This is a genomic window from Tsukamurella ocularis, assembly GCF_965138335.1.
GTDB lineage: Bacteria > Actinomycetota > Actinomycetes > Mycobacteriales > Mycobacteriaceae > Tsukamurella > Tsukamurella ocularis_A.
Map to the genome: position 1 here is coordinate 75,735 of NZ_CBCSDV010000017.1, position 17,202 is coordinate 92,936.

General features: G+C 71.9%; 14 protein-coding genes and 1 pseudogene. 6 read left to right on the plus strand and 9 right to left on the minus strand.

Annotation, left to right across the window (positions count from 1 at the left end; translation table 11 throughout):
- Nucleotide 1 precedes the first annotated feature (1 nt).
- Genes pth through ACNAYW_RS16040 form a run of 3 tightly spaced genes read left to right on the plus strand, consistent with a single transcriptional unit; the run spans nt 2 to nt 2,803 of the window.
- Complete coding sequence (gene pth / locus ACNAYW_RS16030) at nt 2–580, plus strand: aminoacyl-tRNA hydrolase (RefSeq protein ID WP_415850658.1); 579 nt, start codon at nt 2–4, stop codon at nt 578–580.
- Nucleotides 577–1,155 (plus strand): GNAT family N-acetyltransferase, encoded by a 579-nt coding sequence (locus ACNAYW_RS16035; protein ID WP_415850659.1) that lies wholly within the window; start codon nt 577–579, stop codon nt 1,153–1,155. Before pth ends, ACNAYW_RS16035 begins: the two co-directional genes overlap by 4 nt.
- 43 nt (nt 1,156–1,198) lie before the next feature.
- Nucleotides 1,199–2,803: a peptide chain release factor 3 gene (locus tag ACNAYW_RS16040; protein WP_415850660.1), complete on the plus strand. Its 1,605-nt coding sequence runs from the start codon at nt 1,199–1,201 to the stop codon at nt 2,801–2,803.
- On the opposite strand, the gene ACNAYW_RS16045 is transcribed toward ACNAYW_RS16040, so the two are convergent.
- Nucleotides 2,769–3,425 carry a TetR/AcrR family transcriptional regulator gene (locus ACNAYW_RS16045; protein WP_415850661.1) on the minus strand — a complete coding sequence of 219 codons (657 nt, stop codon included), beginning with the start codon at nt 3,423–3,425 and terminating at the stop codon, nt 2,769–2,771. The genes ACNAYW_RS16040 and ACNAYW_RS16045 overlap by 35 nt on opposite strands.
- 51 nt (nt 3,426–3,476) lie before the next feature.
- Here ACNAYW_RS16045 and ACNAYW_RS16050 point away from each other — a divergent pair, with 51 nt between their 5' ends.
- Nucleotides 3,477–3,920, plus strand: coding sequence for a PaaI family thioesterase (locus ACNAYW_RS16050; protein ID WP_415850662.1), 444 nt, complete (start codon nt 3,477–3,479; stop codon nt 3,918–3,920).
- Nucleotides 3,921–3,999: 79 nt separating this feature from the next.
- Here the strand turns inward: ACNAYW_RS16050 and ACNAYW_RS16055 are convergent, their stop codons facing one another.
- Both ACNAYW_RS16055 and ACNAYW_RS16060 read right to left on the minus strand, forming a co-directional pair.
- Nucleotides 4,000–4,644: a LysE family translocator gene (locus tag ACNAYW_RS16055; RefSeq protein ID WP_415850686.1), complete on the minus strand. Its 645-nt coding sequence runs from the start codon at nt 4,642–4,644 to the stop codon at nt 4,000–4,002.
- 278 nt (nt 4,645–4,922) lie between these two features.
- Nucleotides 4,923–5,924 (minus strand): enoyl-CoA hydratase/isomerase family protein, encoded by a 1,002-nt coding sequence (locus ACNAYW_RS16060; RefSeq protein WP_415850663.1) that lies wholly within the window; start codon nt 5,922–5,924, stop codon nt 4,923–4,925.
- Nucleotides 5,925–5,997: 73 nt separating this feature from the next.
- On the opposite strand from ACNAYW_RS16060, the gene ACNAYW_RS16065 reads away from it, so the two are divergent.
- Entirely contained in the window at nt 5,998–7,812 is a 1,815-nt protein-coding gene (locus ACNAYW_RS16065) for an ABC-F family ATP-binding cassette domain-containing protein (protein ID WP_415850664.1), read from the plus strand.
- Between the two features lie 124 nt (nt 7,813–7,936).
- Here the strand turns inward: ACNAYW_RS16065 and ACNAYW_RS16070 are convergent, their stop codons facing one another.
- From ACNAYW_RS16070 to ACNAYW_RS16095, 6 genes and pseudogenes are all read right to left on the minus strand, one after another.
- Complete coding sequence (locus tag ACNAYW_RS16070) at nt 7,937–10,420, minus strand: heavy metal translocating P-type ATPase (RefSeq protein ID WP_415850665.1); 2,484 nt, start codon at nt 10,418–10,420, stop codon at nt 7,937–7,939.
- 97 nt (nt 10,421–10,517) lie between these two features.
- Nucleotides 10,518–11,408, minus strand: a pseudogene (locus ACNAYW_RS16075) (heavy-metal-associated domain-containing protein); the annotation flags it as partial.
- A gap of 148 nt (nt 11,409–11,556) precedes the next feature.
- Nucleotides 11,557–12,471 (minus strand): 4-(cytidine 5'-diphospho)-2-C-methyl-D-erythritol kinase, encoded by a 915-nt coding sequence (locus tag ACNAYW_RS16080; protein WP_415850666.1) that lies wholly within the window; start codon nt 12,469–12,471, stop codon nt 11,557–11,559.
- A gap of 10 nt (nt 12,472–12,481) precedes the next feature.
- A complete protein-coding gene (gene rsmA, locus ACNAYW_RS16085) occupies nt 12,482–13,375 on the minus strand; it encodes a 16S rRNA (adenine(1518)-N(6)/adenine(1519)-N(6))-dimethyltransferase RsmA (protein WP_415850667.1) in 894 nt (297 codons plus the stop codon).
- A 20-nt stretch (nt 13,376–13,395) separates the two neighbouring features.
- Nucleotides 13,396–14,895, minus strand: coding sequence for a transglycosylase family protein (locus ACNAYW_RS16090; RefSeq protein ID WP_415850668.1), 1,500 nt, complete (start codon nt 14,893–14,895; stop codon nt 13,396–13,398).
- 106 nt (nt 14,896–15,001) lie between these two features.
- The gene (locus ACNAYW_RS16095; protein WP_415850669.1) at nt 15,002–15,850 is read right to left on the minus strand and encodes a TatD family hydrolase; all 849 of its coding nucleotides are present in this window, start codon (nt 15,848–15,850) and stop codon (nt 15,002–15,004) included.
- Nucleotides 15,851–15,969: 119 nt separating this feature from the next.
- On the opposite strand from ACNAYW_RS16095, the gene ACNAYW_RS16100 reads away from it, so the two are divergent.
- Nucleotides 15,970–17,151 (plus strand): DUF7373 family lipoprotein, encoded by a 1,182-nt coding sequence (locus ACNAYW_RS16100; RefSeq protein ID WP_415850670.1) that lies wholly within the window; start codon nt 15,970–15,972, stop codon nt 17,149–17,151.
- Nucleotides 17,152–17,202 lie beyond the last annotated feature (51 nt).

Consider the following 17,202-nt stretch of genomic DNA (forward strand, 5'->3'; position numbering starts at 1 on the left):
GATGACCGACCGGCCACTCATCGTCGTGGGGCTGGGGAACCCCGGCGAGAAGTACGCCGGAACCCGGCACAACATCGGCTTCGACGTGGTCGACGAGCTCGCATCGCGCGCCCGCACCTCCTTCTCCCGGCACAAGAAGTCGGGGGCGGAGGTCGCGGGCGCGCGGCTCGTCGGCCGCCAGGTCCACCTGGCGAAGCCGCAGTCCTTCATGAACCTCTCCGGCGAGCCCGTGGGCGCGCTCGCCCGGTTCTACTCGGTGGAGCCCACCGACGTCATCGCCGTGCACGACGAACTGGACATCGACTTCGGTCTCGTCCGGCTCAAGCGCGGCGGCGGCGAGGGCGGCCATAACGGCCTCCGCTCCCTGACCCAGCACCTGGGCACCAAGGACTACCTGCGCGTGCGGGCCGGGATCGGCCGCCCGCCGGGCCGGCAGGACCCCGCCGACTACGTGCTCAAGCCCTTCGCCAAGGTGGAGAAGCCCGAGGTGCCGCTGCTGGTCGCCAACGCGGCCGACGCCGTCGAGCTCCTGATCCGCGACGGCCTCGAGGCCGCCCAGAACACGGTGCACGCCTGGTGATCACCTTCCGGCGGGTCACGCGCGAGGACTTTCCGCTCCTCGCGTCGTGGCTCGCCGAGCCGCACAACCGGCGGTGGTGGAACCACGAGACCTCCCCCGAGGCGATCGAGCGCGATTTCGGGCCGTCCGTCGACGGCGTCGAGCCCTCCCAGGACTGGCTCGCACTGGGCGCCGGGAGTGCAGCGAGCGGGCCCGATGAACTCGACGGTGCCGGGGCCCCGTTCGGGCTGATCCAGCGGCAGCGGTGGATCGACTACGCGGACGAGCCCGAGACCGCGGCGGTCGATGCGCTCGTCGGGCTCGGTCCCGCCGACTGGGGCATCGACTACCTGATCGGCTCCCCCGCCGCGACCGGCCGCGGCCTCGGCACCGCGATGATCGCGGCGATGTGCGAGGTGATCTTCACCGAGCTGAGCGGCGAACGCGTCGTGGTGGCGGTCGCGGCGGGTAACCGCCGGTCGTGGCGCGCGCTCGAGCGCGCGGGCTTCGCCCTCGTGGGCCACGTCGACATCCCGCCCGACAACCCCGTCGACCCGCCGGACCACGTGGTCCACGCGCTTTCGCGCCCCGTCTGACCGCGACACGATCTACCTGCGGATACGGGTACACTGGTTCCCCGTGAGTTCGATTGCCGACGAGGTCTCCCGCCGCCGCACCTTCGCCATCATCAGCCACCCCGACGCGGGTAAGTCGACGATGACGGAGGCCCTGGCGCTGCACGCCCGGGTGATCAACGAGGCGGGCGCGATCCACGGCAAGGCCGGCCGCAAGTCGACGGTCTCCGACTGGATGGAGATGGAGAAGGCGCGCGGCATCTCCGTCAGTTCGACCGCGCTCCAGTTCAACTACACGCCCTCCGACGCGTCTCCGGACGAGGAGCCGTCGGTGATCAACCTGGTCGACACCCCCGGCCACGCCGATTTCTCCGAGGACACCTACCGCGTGCTGACGGCCGTCGACGCGGCGGTGATGCTCATCGACGCCGCGAAGGGCCTGGAGCCGCAGACGCTCAAGCTCTTCCAGGTGTGCCGGCACCGCGGCATCCCCGTGATCACCGTGATCAACAAGTGGGACCGGCCCGGCCGCACGCCGCTGGAGCTGCTCGACGAGATCTCCGAGCGCATCGGGCTGACCCCCACCCCCCTGTTCTGGCCCGTCGGCATCGCGGGCGACTTCCGCGGCCTGCGGGACGTGCGCAAGGACGAGTACGTGCACTTCACCCGCACGGCCGGCGGCGCGAAGATCGCTCCCGAGGACCACCTTTCGACCGACGCGGCGCTCGAGCGCGAGGGCGACGTGTGGGCCGAAGCGGTCGAGGAGACCGAACTCATGACCGAGATGGGGCAGGGCCACGATCAGGAGATGTTCCTGGCGGGCCAGACCTCGCCCGTGATCTTCACCTCGGCGATCCTCAATTTCGGTGTGCGCCAGCTGCTGGAGGCCCTCGTCGAGCTGGCGCCGCCGCCGCACTCGCGGACCACGATCGACGAGTCCGAGCGCGAGGTGACCGATCCGTTCAGCGCCGTGGTCTTCAAGGTGCAGGCGGGCATGGACTCGGCGCACCGGGATCGCCTGGCGTTCATGCGGATCGTCTCCGGCGAGTTCGAGCGCGGCATGGTCGTCCAGCACGCGCAGACCGGCAAGCCCTTCGCCACCAAGTACGCGATGACGGTGGTCGGTCGCGACCGGGAGACCGTCGAGACCGCGTATCCCGGCGACGTCGTGGGCCTGGTCAACGCCAACGCACTCGCCCCCGGCGACACCCTGTACGACGGTGCGAAGGTCCAGTTCCCGCCGATCCCGTCCTTCGCGCCCGAGCATTTCGCCGTGGTCCGCGCGGACTCGGCGGGCAAGTACAAGCAGTTCCGCAAGGGCGTCGAGCAACTCGGTACCGAGGGCGTCGTGCAGTTGCTGCGCAACGACGTCCGCGGCGACGCCTCGCCCGTCATGGCCGCGGTGGGCCCCATGCAGTTCGAGGTCGTGGTCGCGCGCATGAAGACGGAGTTCAACGTCGACGTGCAGGTCGAGCACCTGGGCTACTCGGTCGCGCGCCGGACCGACGCGGCCAGTGCGGATGAGCTGAACCGGCAGCGCGGCGTCGAGGTCTTCGAGCGCAACGACGGTGCCCTCCTGGCACTGTTCTCGGACAAGTGGCGGCTGCAGTACATCGAGAAGGAGCACCCGTCGCTCACCCTCGAGCCGCTGGTGGCCGCGGCCGACTGACGCCGCGAGCCCCGCCGGCCGCGGCGAGACCCGCCGCGCACCGGGTGCGCACCTCGCCGATCAGACGGTCCGCCTCGGCGGCGTCGATCAGGCCGCGGGCCGCAAGGGCGAGCAGCCCGTTGATACCGGCCCAGCACTGGATCACCTCCGCTCGCGCCACGTCCGCGGGCTCCCCGACCGCGGTGATCACCACGTCCAGGGCCCGCGCGAGGTAGCCGCGCACCTCCGCCCGTGCCGCGCGGACCGTCTCGGACTCCTCGCCGTGCACGTCGGTGAGACCGAGCACGCGGAAGGCGATCGGCTCCCGGCGATGGAAGTCGAGATACTCGTCGAAGGCCAGACGCGCGGCCTCCTCCCCCGCGCTGCCCGCGACCGCGGCCGCCATCGCCGCGACGTGCTCGCTCCCGATCCGACAGGCCAGCACGGCGTAGAGATCCGCCTTCCCGCCGGGGAAGTTCGAGTAGATGCTGGTCAGCGCGATGCCCGCGTGCGCCGCCAGCTCGTCGACCGAGGTGCCGCGATAACCGGCCGGGCGCGCGAACAGCACGTGCGCCGCATCGAGGAGAGCCGCCCGGGTGCGACGCCGGCGCTTGTCGGAGGGTTCCGTCAGCAGCGATTCCATGGCACTATCCTAGTCGAACTTCGTTTTCACAGTCAGACTAGGAGAACAGCGATGACCATCTCGCCCGATCAGCTCGACGCCGGGGCCGCCGACGGCTCCGCGATCATGCAGCAGTTCATCCCCGCCTCGCCCTTCGTGGCACTGCTCGGCGTGCAATTGGAGGACATCTCGGACGGCACCGCCACACTCCTCGTCCCCTACCGGCCCGAACTCACCACGGTCGGCACGATGCTGCACGGCGGCCTCATCGCCGCCGCGGCGGACATCGGCGTCATGGTGGCGGCGTGGGCGGGCCGCCCGGTGCCCGACAAGCTGCGCGGGGTCACCGCCTCGCTGTCAGTGAACTTCATCGCCCCGCTCATCGAGGACGGCCTGCGGGTGCGGGCGCACCGCCTGTCCACCGGCCGGAGGACGAGCCACGTGCGGTGCGACATGTACTCGCAGGCCGGCGACACGCTGATCGCGAGCGCCACCGGTACGTATCAGGTGGGCTGACCGTCTGAAAACCGCATCGGATCGACCCACGATCCGAATCCTTCGCCGTGCCGCGATTCAAGGCCGGTTTCGGACGCGATCAGACGCGGGCGCGCTGCGGGACCTCGCGGGCGAGGAGCAGGGCGACGGCCCCCAGCAGGGTTCCGGTGATCCGGCGCTGCCACGCGGCCCACGCGGGGCGCCGCACGATCAGCGCCGCCACCGCGCCGGCGGCCACCACGATCGCGGCGTTGACCAGCATCGACACCGTGATCTGCACGCCGCCCAGCAGGAAGCCCTGCGCCGCGGTGTGCCCGCGAGCGGGATCGATGAACTGCGGGATCAGCGCGAGGTACATGATCGCCGCCTTGGGGTTGAGCAGGTTGGTGACGAGCCCCATGCGGAACAGCTTGGCGTTCGAATCGCGGGGCAGGTCTGCGGTTTCGAAGAGCCCGCGACCGCCGGGGCGCAGCGCCTGCCACGCGAGGTACCCGAGGTACAGCGCGCCCGCGGCCTTGAAGCCCATGAACAGCCACGGCACGGCGACGAAGACCACCGCCAGCCCGAGGTTGGCGAGGGTGAGGTAGACGACGAAGCCCACCCCCGTGCCGGCGAGCGAGATCAGTCCCGCCGTGCGGCCCTGACTGATGCTGCGCGAGACGAGATAGATCATGTTCGGCCCGGGCGTGAGCACCATCGCCAACGCCGTCACCACCATTCCCGCCACCGCGGTCCACGAAACGATCATGAGACCCATCGTCGCGAGCAACTGGTATTGCGGTACATAGCCAGTCGAGTGTGACTGGCCCCTGCTCGCCCATACAGGCATCGATCTGCGGCCAGTGAGCCCGCAGGCGACGAGGGTCCGGGCCTCGATCCGGGCGCTATGCGATCACGACCACCAGTGGCACATCCGACATGCAGCGATGTCCGATGTGTCACTGGCGGTCATGGTTTCACAGCCGCTCGTGCAACGTCCGGTCGAAGTGTCCCTCGGACAACACGCAGCACAGCTGCACCGGATCAGGAGCCGAGGATGGCCTCGATCTCGTGCTCCTCGACGTCGCTGATCGACGCCGGCGAGAACTTCGGGTCGCGGGTCTTGTCGATGAGGACGGCGCGGATGCCCTCGACGAAGTCGGGGCGGCGCACCAGGCGGGCGCCCACCACGGCCTCCTCCGCGAGGCACTGGGCGAGCGTGCGGTCGCGCGACCCCTGGATGAGGTCGAACGTGACGAAGACCGAGGTGGGGCAGGCCGTGGACAGCTGCTCGCGGGCCGTGTCCGCCCAGGCGCCGGAGGTCGTGGCGAGGCCTGCGAGGATCTCGGTCACCGAGTCGCGGCCGAAGACGTCGGCGATCTCGTCGAGCGGCAGCGTCGAGGCGGGTGCGGTGTCGCCGAACCGGGCGAGCACGGCGTCGAGGTCCTCGCCGGCCAGCAGGGCGTCCTTGACGTTCGGCATCGCCGACGACGGGACGAAGTGCGTCGCGAGCCCGACGGCGAGCGCATCGCCCGCGCCGATCCGGGCCGCGGTCATCCCCATCAGCTCACCGAAGCCGCGCGGGAGCCGGCCGAGGATGTGCGTGGCGCCCACATCGGGGAGGAAGCCGATCGCGACCTCGGGCATGGCGATGAGCGCCTTCTCCGAGACGACGCGATGCGAGCCGTGGATCGAGACGCCCACGCCGCCGCCCATGTTCACGCCGTCGATGAGGGCGATCACGGGCTTGGGGAACTCCGCGAGGCGGAGGTTCATGTCGTACTCGTCGCGGAAGAAGGGGGTGAAGTCCTCCCCCGCCACCACCTGGTCGCGGATGGCACGGATGTCGCCGCCGGCGCAGTACGCCTTGGGCGAGGCGGAGGTGAGGAGCACGCGCGTCACGGCGTCGTCCGTCTCCCAGGCCTGCAGCGCCGCGTCGATCGCGTGCACCATGTCCATGGTGAGCGCGTTGAGCGCCTTCGGACGGTTCAGCTCGATGTGGCCGGTGCCCCCGACCACGGTGGTGACGATCTCGGCGTCGCTCACAGCCCACTCCTCGCGATTAGTCGCATATCCAACTAAATCAGTATGGCAGGTGTCCGCGTAACCTGGACGCGCGATGGCGAATCTTCTCGGCGCGGATGCGCTGCACCTCGAGTACCCGACCAAGACGGTCTTCGATTCGGTCTCCCTCGGCGTCAACGAGGGCGACCGGATCGGCATCGTCGGCCGCAACGGCGACGGCAAGTCCAGCCTGCTCGGCATGCTGGCCGGCACCCGCGAGCCCGACTCCGGCCGCGTGACCCGACGGGGCGGGGTCCGCGTGGGCGTGCTCACCCAGACCGACCTGTTCGACGACGAGGAGACCGTCGGGCACGCGGTGGTGGGCGACACCGAGGAGCACGTCTGGGCGGGCGACCCGAAGGTCCGCGACATCCTCGCCGGCCTGCTCACCGACCTGCCCTGGGACGCCCGGCTCGGCGAGCTCTCCGGCGGGCAGCGCCGCCGCGTGCAGCTGGCGCAGCTCCTCGCGGGCGAGCACGACGTGCTGATCCTCGACGAGCCGACCAACCACCTGGACGTCGAGGCCATCGAGTGGCTCGCCGGCCACCTCAAGACCCGGTGGCCCGCGAACCAGGGCGGCCTGCTCATGGTGACCCACGACCGGTGGATCCTCGACGAGGTCTGCACCGCGACGTGGGAGGTGCACGACCGCATCGTCGAGCCCTTCGAGGGCGGCTACGCCGCGTACATCCTGCAGCGCGTGGAGCGCGACCGGCAGGCGGCGACGATCGAGCAGAAGCGGCAGAACCTCGCGCGCAAGGAGCTGGCCTGGCTGCGCCGCGGCGCCCCCGCCCGCACGAGCAAGCCCAAGTTCCGGATCGACGCGGCGAACGCCCTCATCTCCGACGTCCCGGAGATCCGCAACCGGACGGAGCTGCAGTCGCTCGCGGTCTCGCGGCTCGGCAAGGACGTCGTGGACATCCTCGACGTGGGCGTCGCGTACGGCGACAGGCAGGTGCTCAGCGACATCGAGTGGCGCGTCGCGCCCGGCGAACGCACCGGCATCCTCGGCGTCAACGGGGCGGGCAAGTCGACGCTGCTCGGGCTGATCGACGGTGCCGTCCAGCCCACGACGGGCACCGTCAAGCGCGGCAAGACCGTCAAGGTGCAGACGCTGACGCAGCGGCTCGACGAGCTCGAGCAGCACTGGGACGATCCCGTCCGGGTGGTGCTCGCGAACCTCGCCACGAGCTTCACCGTGGGCAGCGGGTCCAAGGCGCAGGAGCTCACCCCGTCGCAGCTGCTGGAGCGGCTGGGCTTCGCGAGCGCGCAGCTCTCGACGCCGGTCAAGGACCTCTCCGGCGGGCAGAAGCGGCGCTTGCAGCTGCTGCTCATCCTGCTGGACTCGCCGAACGTGCTCATCCTCGACGAGCCGACCAACGACCTGGACACCGACATGCTGGCCGCGATGGAGGACCTCCTCGACTCGTGGCCGGGCACGCTCATCGTGGTCTCGCACGACCGCTACTTCCTCGAGCGCGTCACCGATCAGCAGTACGGCATCCTCGAGCGGCGCCTGCGGCACCTGCCCGGCGGCGTCGACGAGTACCTCGCCCTGCGGCGGGCCCAGCACGGCGCTAGCTCCGGATCCGGTTCCTCCCGTGCGGATTCGGCGCCCGCCGACGCACCGGCCGAGTCCGGGCTGAGCGGCGCGGAACTGCGGGCGGCGCAGAAGGAGGTCACGGCCGTCGAGCGCCGGATGACCAAACTGACGGAGCAGGTCGAGAAGGCGAAACTGGCGCTGGCCGAGCACGATCAGGGCGACTACGCGGGCCTCGCGGAGGAGATGAAGAAGATCTCCGCACTGGAGGACGAGCTGGCCGAGCAGGAGCTGCGCTGGCTGGAGCTGTCCGAGGCGCTGGAGGGCTGACGGATCGGCGGGCAGCCGGCCCGCCCCGATCCATCCCCACCCCGCAGAAATCTCCGGTCGCGGCGCAAATCTGCGGGGCGAGCGGAGATAACTGCGGGGAGCGGTGGTTTCCGCTGGTAGCGCGTCAGGCCACGTTGGCCGCGTACTTCGCCGGGTCGGCGTCGAACTTCGGGGCGCACGAGGGGCAGCAGAAGAAGTACCGCTCACCGTCGTAGTCGCGGAACAGTCCACGCTCCTCCGCGGCGGACTTCACCACCGGATTTCCCACCATGACCGGGCAGGTGGTCTTCTCGTCCGACGGGGCCGGGACCGGTGCCGTCTCGACGGGCGAATCTCCGGCGGGCGACTGCGCCGCGACGCCGCGGAATCCGCGCAGGCGCAAGCTGTTCCCGACGACGAAGACGCTGGAGAAGGCCATCGCCGCGCCGGCGAGCATCGGGTTGAGCATGCCCAGGGCCGCCACCGGGATGGCCGCGACGTTGTAGGCGAACGCCCAGAACAGGTTCGTCTTGATCGTCCGGAGCGTGCTGCGCGACAGGCGGATCGCATCCACCGCGGCGCGCAGGTCCCCGCGGACCAGGGTGATGTCCGCGGCCTCGATCGCGACGTCGGTGCCCGTGCCCATCGCCAGGCCCAGGTCGGCGGCGGCGAGCGCGGGGGCGTCGTTGACCCCGTCGCCGACCATCGCGACCACGCGGCCCTCGGCCTGCAGGCGGGTCACCACGGCGACCTTGTCCTGCGGCATGACCTCGGCGATCACCTCGTCGATGCCGACCTGGGCGGCGATGTGCCGCGCGGCGGCCTCGTTGTCGCCGGTGAGCAGCACGGGGGTCAGGCCCAGTGCGCGCAGTTCCCGGATCGCCTCCGCGCTGGTCGGTTTCACGGTGTCGGCGACGACCAAGACGCCGCGCGCGGCCCCGTCCCAGCCGACCGCCACGACGGTGGCGCCCCGGGCCTCGGCGGCGGCCTTGGCCGCGACGAGCTCGTCGGACAGGCGCAGCGCCCAGTCGGCGAGCAGCGACTCGCGGCCGACGATCACGCCGTGGCCGTCGACGACGCCCTGCACGCCCTGCCCCTCGACGTTGGCGAATCCCTCGACGGGCGCGAGCGTTCCGACCTTCGCGGTCGCGCCCTTGGCGATCGCCTGCGCGATCGGGTGCTCGGAGGCGTCCTCCAGGGCTCCGGCGAAGCGCAGCACGTCGAGCGGGTCCACGCCCTGCTCGGTGATCACGTCGACCAGGGTCATCCGGCCGGTGGTCACCGTGCCGGTCTTGTCGAGCACGACGGTGTCCACGCGGCGGGTCGATTCGAGGACCTCGGGGCCCTTGATGAGGATGCCCAGCTGGGCGCCCCGGCCGGTGCCGACGAGCAGCGCCGTCGGCGTCGCCAGGCCCAGCGCGCACGGGCAGGCGATGACGAGCACCGCGACCGCGGCGGTGAAGGCCGCCGAGACCGGAAAGCCCGCGCCGAGCCAGCCACCCAGGGCGATCGCGGCGATCGCGATGACGATCGGCACGAAGACGCCGGAGATCCGGTCGGCGAGGCGCTGGACCTCGGCCTTGCCGGTCTGGGCCTCCTCCACGAGGCGCGCCATCTGCGCGAGCTGCGTGTCGGAGCCGACGCGGGTGGCCCGCACCACGAGGCGTCCCCCGGCGTTGACCGTGGCGCCGGTGACCGCATCGCCGGGGCCGACCTCGACGGGCACCGATTCGCCGGTGAGCATCGAGGCGTCGACCGCGGAGGTGCCGGAGACGACCACGCCGTCGGTGGCGATCTTCTCGCCGGGCCGCACGACGAACTCGTCGCCGGCGCGCAGCTCGTCGACGCCGATCTTCACCTCGGCCCCGTCGCGCAGGACGGAGACCTCCTTGGCGCCCAGCTCGAGCAGCGCGCGCAGCGCCGCCCCGGCCCGCCGCTTGGAACGCTTCTCGAAGTACCGCCCGGCGAGGATGAACATGGTGACACCCGCGGCCACCTCGAGGTAGATGTTGGCGGCACCGTCGGACGGCGCGAGCGTGAGGGAGAAGGGGTGCTTCATCCCCGGCTCCCCCGCCGTGCCGAGGAAGAGCGCGTACAGCGACCACAGGAACGCCGACAGCGTGCCCATGGAGATCAGGGTGTCCATCGTGGCCGTGCCGTGCTTGAGGTTCGCCCACGCCGCCTTGTGGAAGGGCCATGCGCCCCACAGGATCACGGGCGAGGCGAGGGCCAGGGAGGCCCACTGCCAGTAGGTGAACTGCAGCGCGGGGACCATCGCCATGGCGATGACCGGCACGCTGAGCACGACGGCGCCGATCAGCCGGGTGCGCAGCGACGCCAGTTCGACGTCGGCGGGAGTGCTCTCCTCGCCGCCCGGACCCGACGGTGCCGCCACCCCGGAGACCGTGGCGCTGTAGCCGGTGCCGACGACCTCGTCGATGATCCGCTGCGGGTCGACGCCCTCGGGCGCGACCACCTTCGCCTTCTCGGTGGCGTAGTTGACGGTGGCGCTCACGCCCTCGATCTTGTTGAGGCGCCGCTCGATCCGGTTCGCGCACGAGGCGCAGGTCATGCCACCGATGTCCAGTTCGATGTGCGCGCCGCCGGTGGTGCCGCCGGGTGTGCTCATGGTCGATTCCTCCTCGTCCGAGTGTGCGTCAGTGTCCGCCGTGGCCGTCGGCCGACGGTCCGGATGTGGTTGCAGGGGTGGGGTTCTGCGGCGCCGNCGACGCGGCCGCGTCGACGACGAAGCTCGCGGTGCGCACCACCCCGTCGACCTGGAAGTCCAGGTACAACAGGTATCTGCCCGCGGTGGGGGCCTGCGCCTGGAAGGCGATGGCCGGCCCGCCGGTGGCGCCCGGCTTCGGCTCGGCACCCTCGGGATGCACGTGCAGGAAGGCGAGATCGCCCTGCCGGAGCGCGACGAGGTGGCCGAATGCCCCGAGGTAGGGCTGCAGCGCCGTGACGGGGGCGTCGCCGCGGGTGACGCGCAGCGTGACCGGGCTCGAGGCGCCGGCGACGAGATCACCCTCGAGCGCGACGGTGAAGCCGTCGACCTGCGCGATGCGCGACGGCGCCGGATCGGCGGGGGCGTAGCCGCCCGCGACCTCGACGGTGCGCGTCAGCGTGACGGCGGAGCCCGTCGCGGGGGCGAAATCGGCGTAGAGGCGGTAGGTCCCGGCCTCGGCCCAGCTCCACGGCACCGACCAGGTGCCCGTGGCGCGGTCGAGGACGGGGTGGACATGCCGGAACTGCGTGCCGTCGGCGCGGACCACGATGAGGTGCAGGTCCTTCTCGTGCGTGGTCGTGTACGCGGTCACCGGGGCGCCGGCGGCGTCTTCGATGCGGAAGCTCAGGATGCCCGCCTCCCCCACCGCGCGCGGAGCGCTCACCGGCGCGAAGGTGAGCCCCTCGGCGCTGAGCGCGACGCCCTTGAGTGTCGCCGCGGCCGGGGCGGTCGCGGCCGGCGCGGCGTGCTCGCCGTGCCCCTGGTCGGCCTGGGCGTTCCACTCGGCGACGGCGGCGTCCGGCACCACGGCGCCGGCGATGCCGTACGCGCCGCCGAACGCCACCACGAGGCCGGCGCCGTAGACCGCCAGCTTGGCCGCCGGATTCATCGAACGCCGCGTCGTCTTCCGGCCGTCCATGGTTCCTCCTCGGATCGGGGGTACCCCCTGCGGGTATCTGACTCCGAATGTATACCCCTAGGGGGTATCGAGCAAGGCCGCGTCGGCCCCGATTCCGACAAGGGTGAGAAGGGTGCGCCTACGGCACGACGGTGGCGCCCGGCACCGGGCCGGAGGCCACGCGCACCGTCCGGCAGACCCCCGCGCCGGCGAGCTCGGTGCCCACGTCGACGGCGTCCTCGGCACTGGCACAGAGGAACGCGCAGGTGGGGCCGCTGCCGGAGACGATGCCGGCGAGCGCGCCCGCCTCCAGGCCCGCGCGCAGGGTGCGCCGCAGTCCGGGCTGCAGCGACAGCGCGGCGGCCTGCAGGTCGTTCGCGAGCAGCGGCGCCAGACGATGCGGATCGCCGGAGGCCACGGCGGCGAGCAGCTCGTCGGGGCTGCCGGCGCGCGGCGGATCGCCGGCCTCCCGCAGCCGGTCCAGCTCGTGGTACACCGCGGGGGTACTGAGCCCCTCGCGCGCGAGGGCGAGCGTCCAGTGGAACTCGCCGCGGGCCAGCGCGGGGATCAGCCGCTCGCCGCGGCCGGTGCCGAGCGCGGTGTGGCCGTGCAGCGAGAAGGGGACGTCGGAGCCGAGCGTCGCGGCCACCTCGTCGAGCTCGCCGCGGCCGATGTCGAGGCCCCACAGCGTGGCGGCGCCGAGCAGCGCGGCGGCCGCGTCCGCGGAGCCGCCCGCCATGCCGCCGGCCACCGGGATGCCCTTGGCGATGTCGATGCGCATGTTCGGGTCCCGCCCGTACCGCTCGGCCAGCGCGACCACGGCGCGGGCGGCCAGGTTCGTCGGGTCGGTGGGCACGTCGCGCACGCCCTCCCCGGTCACGTGCAGGGTCAGCGCGTCGGCCGGGGTGAGGGTCACGTCGTCGTGCAGCGAGAGCGCCTGGAAGACGGTGACCAGCTCGTGGAAGCCGTCGGGTCGCACGTCACCGACGCCCAGGTGGAGGTTCACCTTGGCGGGCGCCCGCACGGTCAGCGGGGTCGGAACCACGGAAAGCACGCGGTCCAGACTACGGGGCCGGTGCCGCGGGCCTGGCGGCGGCGAGGGCGGCGAACTGCTCGACCGACAACTTCTCCCCCCGCTCGCGCGGATCGATACCGGCCGCGAGCAGCAGTTCCTCGGCCGCCGCCGGCGATCCGGCCCAGGTCGCGAGCGCGGCGCGCAACGTCTTGCGACGCTGCGCGAAGGCCGCGTCGACGGCCGACCACAGGCGGGCGCGGTCCACGTCGACCCGGTCCTCGGGGCCGTGCAGGTCGATCCGGACCAGCCCCGACTCGACATTGGGCTCGGGCCAGAAGACCGCGCGCCCGACGGTGCCGGCCTTGCGCACCCGCCCGTAGTACGCCGCCTTGACCGACGGGACGCCGTACACGCGCGACCCCGGGGCCGCGGCGAGCCGGTCGGCCACCTCGAGCTGCACCATCACGAGCACGGTGCGCAGCGTCGGGACCTCGGCCAGCAGGTGCAGCAGCACCGGCACCGAGACGTTGTACGGGAGGTTCGCGACGAGCACCGTCGGCGATCCCGCGGCGGAGACCTGCGCGCCGGACACCTTGAGGGCGTCCTCGCCGATCACCGTGAGGTTCCCGGCGAGCTCGGGGGCACGCTCGGCAACCGTCGTCGGGAGCTGTTCCGCCAGAACGGGATCGATCTCGATCGCGGTGACCGAGGCGGCGGCGTCGAGCAGCGCGAGGGTGAGCGAGCCCAGGCCGGGGCCGACTTCGAGGGCGACGTCGTCGGGGCGGACGTCCGCGGCGGCGACGATCTTGCGGACCGTGTTCGGGTCGTGCACGAAGTTCTGCCCCAGCGTCTTCGTGGGGCGAACGGACAACTGCCCGGCCAACGCGCGGATCTCCGCGGGGCCGAGCAGTCGTGCCTGATTCTTGAATTCGGCGCCGGTCACAGCGGCTGAGTCTACTGGGACTACTCCGAGTTGCCGGACAGGCCGAGCTTCGAGGAGCACGCGGGCCACGCGCTCCAGCCCTGCGCCTTGAGCGTCTTGCGGGCGATCTCGATCTGCTCCTCGCGGGTGGCGAGGTCGGCGCGCGGGGCGTACTTGCCGCCGCCGTGGCGCAGCCAGGTGCCGTAGTCGAACTGGACGCCGCCGTAGAAGCCGTTGCCCGTGTTGATCGCCCAGTTGCCGGTGGACTCGCACTGCACGAGGCGGTCCCACACCGAACCCGGAGCCACGTAGGGCGCGCCCGGGGCCGTGCCCACGGCTGTGACGCCGGCGACACCCGGGTCGAGGACCTTGGAGCCCACCTTCTCGCGGGAGACGACCTTGCCGTCCACCACGTGCTCGCGGTACTGGACCTCCTGCTTACCCGGCTTGCCCGGGTCGGTGACCTGGGTCTTGCCGTTGGTCAGCTTCGGGTCGTCGACCTTCTTGGGCGGCGCCGTGTACGGCTCGGTGACCGTCACGGTGGAGGTCCGGTTCCGGTTGACCGAGATGGTCATGCCGGGGGTGACGGGGGTGTTGGCGCTCGGCTTGACGGAGTCCTGCTGGATCAGCGGCACGCCCATCTTGGCGAGGTACTCGCCGACGGTGCGGCCGGCCGCGGTGGCGGCGACCTTGCCGCCCGCGTCGATCACGGTGGCCGCGACGGGCGTGACGACCGAGACCGCGGCACCGTCGAGCGGGACCTGCGTGTCGAGCGGGACGGAGACGAAGTTCTTCGCGTCGCCGAGGCCGGCCGAGGCGAGGGCGGCGCCCATCGTCAGGTCGGTGGTCTTGACGGTGCGGACCTTGCCGTTGACGTTGACCGCGACGTCGCGGGCGTGCTGCACGGTGATCGGCTGGCCCGGCTGGACGGACTCGCCGAGGCCCGGGCTCACCCGGTCGGCGGCGTCGGCGTCGACACCGGCGGAGCCGAGGATCGACTTCACCGAGCGGCTCATCGTGGAGACCTCGTGGGTCTGCCCGTCGACCGTGACGGTGAAGTCCTGGTACAGCGCGGCGGCGGTGCCGCCGGTGGCCATGAGGGCGACCAGCATGGCGCCGGTGACGGCGCGGACGGGGGTGTTCTCGAGCTTGGCCGACAGTCCGTCGATGACGCCGGACTTGCCGTCGTCGTCCTTCGCCTGCGCGGCGGGCTCCGGCGCCTCGTCGGCGTCCTCGTCGAGGACGGCGGGCTCGGGGAGCTCCTGCGGGTGCTCCGCGTTGTACTTCTCCTCGGCCTCGAGCGCGAGGCTCTCGGCCTCCGCCACAGCGTCGTCGCCGTAGACCTCGGCCTCGAGATCGATGATCTCGCGGTCCGCCTCGGGGTCGAGGGGCGCGCCGTCGATGTCGCTAAACCGGGCGAAGACCTGGGTCACGTCGAATTCGGCGGTGCGCTCCCGCGTGGCACCGAAGGCGCCGCGGCGAGTGTGGGAGGTGGGCTGATCCACCGTGGTGGTGTTGTCGTCTGCGTCGAGCTCAGGCACTGGTGACTTCCCATGGGTGGACTGCAGGTGTGGCGCTCGGCGACGTTTCGGTCGCCGTTACATCACAGTACGGTAACGGAGAAGTGGGAGGCGTGCCAGCTTCTGTTCATTTCGCGCCCGCGAATGTGGCGCCGAACACACGGTCCGCCGTGGCCGTGGTGGCCGCAGCGAGCTCCTCCGGCGCGACTCCGCGCAGGTCAGCGAGGTAGCGGGCGGTGTAGGGGATGCAGTACGACTCGTTGGGCGCACCCCGGTACGGGTGGGGTGTGAGATACGGCGCGTCGGTCTCGACGAGCAGTTGACCGTCCGGGACGAGGCGCGCGGCCTCCTGCAGCTCCGTCGCGTTGGTGAAGGTGACGGTTCCCGAGAAGCTCAGCACGTAGCCCCGGTCGACGCACTCGCGCGCCATCGCCGCGTCGCCGGAGAAGCAGTGGAAGATCACGGTCTCGGGGGCGCCGAAGCGCTCCAGGTCGGCGAGGATGTCGGCGTCGGCCTCGCGGTTGTGGATCATCAGCGGCTTGCCGAGCCGCTTGGCCAGGTCGATGTGCCACTCGAAGGCCGCGTGCTGCTGGGCCGGCGTCGCGACGTCCTCGCGCTTGCCGAGCCAGTACCAGTCCAGGCCCGTCTCCCCGATCGCCACGCACCGCGGATCGGCGGCCAGGCGCTCGAGCTCCGCCGGCGCACCGTCGACCTCGAGCTGGTGCGCGTCCGTGGGGTGCAGGGCCACGGCGGCGAAGACGCGCTCGTCCCAGCGGCTGGCCTCGATGACGTAGCGCGCCTGGTCGAGGTCGCAGGCGACGGTGACGACGCGGTCGACGCCGACGGAGGCGGACCGGTCGACGAGTTCCCGCACGGCCTCGGCCGTGGTCGCGCGACAGCCGTCGAGGTGGGTGTGCGCGTCGACCAGGCCGGGCAGCGGCGCGGGCAGCGGAGGCGGCGGCTTCTTCTTCCCCATGCGGACCATTGTCCCGGTACCTCCGCGCGGCCCGCGCCGGGGACCGTACTTAATACTGCGTTAAGCAGCCGCGAAGGGGCACCTGGTGTCCTCGTGCGGTGTCCGACCGAGGAGAACGCATGAAGAAGCCCGTCCTGTCCGCCGCCGTCGTCGCCGGCGCCGCGCTGCTCGCGGCCTGCAACACCACCGGCGGAGACCCGGTGGCGAGCCCGTCGTCGGGCGCGGCCGCCGCGTCCTCGTCGGCAGCGCCCCGCACGTCCTCCGGCCCGACGGTGCCGGTCCCCGCCGGCCTGGACTACGGCGGGTTCCCGGCGCAGGCGCGCGCGATCACCACCTCCGAGAACCGGTCCTGGGTGGTCGAGGGCAATCGGATGGGCGACGAGGCGCTGATCCAGGCGAACGAGGTCGACCCGCGGCTCATCATCGGCGGAGTGGGTCTGCGCTCCTACCCCGTTCTCGTCGGCGACGGTCTCCGCACCCGCGTTCCCGATGCCACGGCCCGGGCCTTCCAGTCCAACAAGATGCGGGTGGGCATGACGACCACGCGCGGCGACGCGTTCGACAAGCCGACGATCGCCGTGCGGATCGGCCTCTACCGCTTCGAGACCCCCGACGCCGCGAAGCAGGCCGTCGCGGACATCCGCGCCTCCACCACGTCCGCACCGAAGGTCCGGATCGCCGTCGACGGTGCCCCCGACGTGCTCGCCTCCGAGTTCAAGCCCGGCACCGTCGACGCGTACGTCGCGCAGGGGCCCTTCGTCGTGAACGTCAGCGGCACCGGACCGACCACGGAGCAGGGCGCGCGGTTCGTGACCAAGGCCTACGAGCTGGAGCTGGCGAAGCTCAAGGGCTTCGCGCCGACCGCCGTCGCGCAGATCCGCACGCTCGACCTCGACAAGGACGGCATCCTGTCGCGGACGCTCCCGGGGTCCGGCTCGGACGATCCGACCCTCTTCGAGAACTGGTACACCTGGCCGGGCCAGCTGCACCGCCTCCAGGACATCTCGAAGACCGACACCTACCGCGCCGCCGGTATCGACCTGGTCGGCTCCGCGGGCAGCGTCGTCTACCGCACGCGCGACGCGGCGGCCGCGACGACCATGACGCGGACCGCCGCCGCCAAGAACCCCGCCGTGCCGGGCATCCCGCAGCTCCCGTCGGTCACGTGCATGACGGGCGGCGACCTCACCTTCTGCTGGGTCCCCGTCGGGCGGTACCTGGGTCAGGTCTACGACGCCAACGCGGCCGTCGCGCGCCAGAAGGCCGCCGCCCAGTTCGCCATCCTCGCGACCACCCCCTGACGACGACCGCGCCCCCGCCCGGAGGAGATCCGGACGGGGGCGCGGGTCGTG

Excerpts from the sequence above, each read along its gene's own strand:
- pth (WP_415850658.1), top strand. The coding sequence starts at position 2 with ATGACCGACCGGCCACTCATCGTCGTGGGGCTGGGGAACCCCGGCGAG.
- ACNAYW_RS16045 (WP_415850661.1), bottom strand. The coding sequence starts at position 3,425 with ATGGAATCGCTGCTGACGGAACCCTCCGACAAGCGCCGGCGTCGCACC.
- ACNAYW_RS16050 (WP_415850662.1), top strand. The coding sequence starts at position 3,477 with ATGACCATCTCGCCCGATCAGCTCGACGCCGGGGCCGCCGACGGCTCC.
- ACNAYW_RS16065 (WP_415850664.1), top strand. The coding sequence starts at position 5,998 with ATGGCGAATCTTCTCGGCGCGGATGCGCTGCACCTCGAGTACCCGACC.
- ACNAYW_RS16070 (WP_415850665.1), bottom strand. The coding sequence starts at position 10,420 with ATGAGCACACCCGGCGGCACCACCGGCGGCGCGCACATCGAACTGGAC.
- ACNAYW_RS16095 (WP_415850669.1), bottom strand. The coding sequence starts at position 15,850 with ATGGGGAAGAAGAAGCCGCCGCCTCCGCTGCCCGCGCCGCTGCCCGGC.
- ACNAYW_RS16100 (WP_415850670.1), top strand. The coding sequence starts at position 15,970 with ATGAAGAAGCCCGTCCTGTCCGCCGCCGTCGTCGCCGGCGCCGCGCTG.